The 2,409-nt window shown below is 59.9% G+C and carries 3 protein-coding genes; all 3 read left to right on the top strand.

The genetic code is table 11. The annotated features are described in order from the left end of the window. Nucleotides 1-112 precede the first annotated feature (112 nt). The 3 genes from ACYJ11_RS21265 (at nucleotide 113) to ACYJ11_RS21255 (ending at nucleotide 2,378) form a co-directional block, all read left to right on the top strand. Nucleotides 113-958: a DUF6884 domain-containing protein gene (locus tag ACYJ11_RS21265; RefSeq protein ID WP_461649379.1), complete on the top strand. Its 846-nt coding sequence runs from the start codon at nucleotides 113-115 to the stop codon at nucleotides 956-958. Next, nucleotides 951-1,613 carry a hypothetical protein gene (locus tag ACYJ11_RS21260; RefSeq protein ID WP_461649378.1) on the top strand — a complete coding sequence of 221 codons (663 nt, stop codon included), beginning with the start codon at nucleotides 951-953 and terminating at the stop codon, nucleotides 1,611-1,613. Before ACYJ11_RS21265 ends, ACYJ11_RS21260 begins: the two co-directional genes overlap by 8 nt. An 84-nt stretch (nucleotides 1,614-1,697) precedes the next feature. Continuing rightward, a complete protein-coding gene (locus ACYJ11_RS21255; RefSeq protein ID WP_461649377.1) occupies nucleotides 1,698-2,378 on the top strand; it encodes a hypothetical protein in 681 nt (226 codons plus the stop codon). Nucleotides 2,379-2,409 lie beyond the last annotated feature (31 nt).

Raw genomic sequence — 2,409 nt, 5'->3', positions numbered from 1 at the left:
ACGAGACAGGGTGGAATACCGGGCAGGACTCACTCCCACTGAGGTCCACGGCTAGAGCCGACCGGACAGCCTCAGAGAGTTTTGTGACTCCCTGGTGGGGTGAGGGAAACAGATGACTACCACTCAGACTGAGCGAACTCGTGGCCGCTTCGTACTCATCGGATGCGGCGATGCGAAAACCGACCAGCCAGTTGCAGCTCGCGATCTCTATACATCCTCGTACTTCTCGGTCAAGCGATCGTATGCCGAGGCAGCTGTCCAGTGGGCTCGAACTGCTGACCGACGGGCGAACACTTGGGCGGTTCTCTCTGCAGAACACGGGATCTTGATGCCCCGGCAGACGGTCGCTCCGTATGATACGACCATTGAGGACCTGCGCGGCGAACCCATCGAGGGAGAAGCCAATTATCGGCTGCCGTCAGGGGAACAGGTCGAAACCCGCCTTGACCGCTGGGCGCTCCGTGTCCACTCGTCTCTCGGTGATTGGCTCCGGCGGCCTTATGCTGCCGATCAGCAGGAGTCCCCCTGCCGGGAGTTGGTCGTTCTGGCCGGCAGCGACTACGTCGACGCGCTGCGTGAGCGCGACATCTTCGACGGCCGACCAACTGCGATTCGGACTGGGCGAGAGACCTACACTGCTCTTCCCCCGAAAGCGACAGTTCGCTTCCCCTTCCAGGAGCGTGACTTCGACGGGATGTTCGACCAGATGGACTGGCTTTCAGACCGGGCCGAAGAACTCTCGTCAGCAGCGGCTCCAGCCCGACGATCAGAACTCTCGGCCTTTGACGGGGGCTTCGAGCGCGATTCTGCTACGTGGCAAACAGACCACAGTGGCGTCGACGTCGAGGGAACTGAGCAGGCAGGGCTGGATGCATTCGAGAACGTCCCTGAGCGGTTCCTTGCCACGAGACAAACAAGTCTCGCGACCGACGGCGGGGAGGGAGAACAGGATGGATAGCGTGCAAACCCGCGATATTGAGCGTGCAGCGGATATCCAAGTTGATACGCCGCTTGATCGCGAGGTAATTCGGACGGCGGAGACTGGATTTCTGGCCGTCTGTTCGGATAATTACTGCTCTTGGCAGGGACTGTTCCCAACCCGGGAGATGGCAGCCGAAGCAGTAGAGACCCACATCGAGCGAGCCCGGCGGTCGCCGGATTACAAGTACCACTTCGGCCAGCAAAACCCGTACGTCGTGGAGCTGGTCGACGATTCCACAGCACGGATCTGCCCGAACCAAGAGCTAGATCCACTTGAGCCGTGGAACTCCCATCGCGACGGACAGCGACTCTCCCGGTCGGAGGCCTCTCGCACGCCGCTGGGGGAGCAACTGCATCGTGGGGACCTCATTGACTGCCACGGGCCCGGTGACGCGATGGTGCTACAAATCTCGCAAACTCGAGCGTTTGGCTTGCCGGCGTTTAGCATCATCTACGTCTCGCCCGACAGCGAGCCAAACAAGGACGGCAGCTACAGCGACGATGACCACCGATATCTGAATAATTACGTGGCTCGCAACGGCGAAGTGGTGAGCGTTCCAATGGCTGACCGGCTGTCGTTCCGTGGACAGACCAACGCCCAGAGCGACCTGAAACGGTGGTCGTCAGGATGACACCCCATATTAACCAACACTCATCGCTTCTGTTGGTTAAACCCTTGAGCTGAGTGATTTTCTGTTCCTCTGGCGGGTGAGAGGATGACTACAACTGATCCGACTCAGACGCAGGACGGACAGCCAGACCAGCAAGTCGGCTTCGACTTCAGCAAGCCCGGACAGGAGCACGAGATTGAGGTGTCGTACTCGTGGGGGTATGTCGACACCATCTATATGGACGACGACGGTGAAATCGTCCGCTCACAGGATACTGACGGCTACTATCGCAACGACGAATCGTTCGAGTGCACCTGTGGGGAGACATTCGGTTGCGAGAGCAAAGCCAAATCCCATATCCGAAGCGAGGGCTTCCGAGGCCCGCCAGTGCCGGTCGCCGGCCATCCAGAAGCATTGCGCTGGGACAACGAGCCGATGACCGACTTCGGGGGGAATGTGGAATTCATTCCAGATGTAACGAACACCGCCGCTAAAGTTGTCGACGGGGCGGACTACCTGATCGCGACAGCCCGGACGACACTGACGCCACCAGCTGACTACGAGTTCGATAGCTGGGAGCCACTGCAATCCGGCCGCCTGTCGAACCACAACGGCGACTCACTATTCTCGGCGCGGATCTTGTCGAAGGCCATCGCGACGCTTTCACCCGGCCACCAGTACGTTCCAGACCGCTACACCATCTACTTTCGTGGGCACACAGCACTGTACTTGGAGGGGCCGAGGGGCGGCATCATCATTGCTGAACGACTCCCCGGCCTCGACTGAGACGGCGGTTTTCTGTTCCTCTGGCGGGTGC

Source organism: Haloarcula sp. H-GB5 (assembly GCF_054850705.1).
The sequence above is the reverse complement of the archived record's forward strand: the minus strand, read 5'-3'. Positions and strand labels throughout refer to the sequence as shown.

Coding starts and splice junctions, on each gene's coding strand:
- ACYJ11_RS21265 (WP_461649379.1), top strand. CDS start 113: ATGACTACCACTCAGACTGAGCGAACTCGTGGCCGCTTCGTACTCATC.
- ACYJ11_RS21260 (WP_461649378.1), top strand. CDS start 951: ATGGATAGCGTGCAAACCCGCGATATTGAGCGTGCAGCGGATATCCAA.
- ACYJ11_RS21255 (WP_461649377.1), top strand. CDS start 1,698: ATGACTACAACTGATCCGACTCAGACGCAGGACGGACAGCCAGACCAG.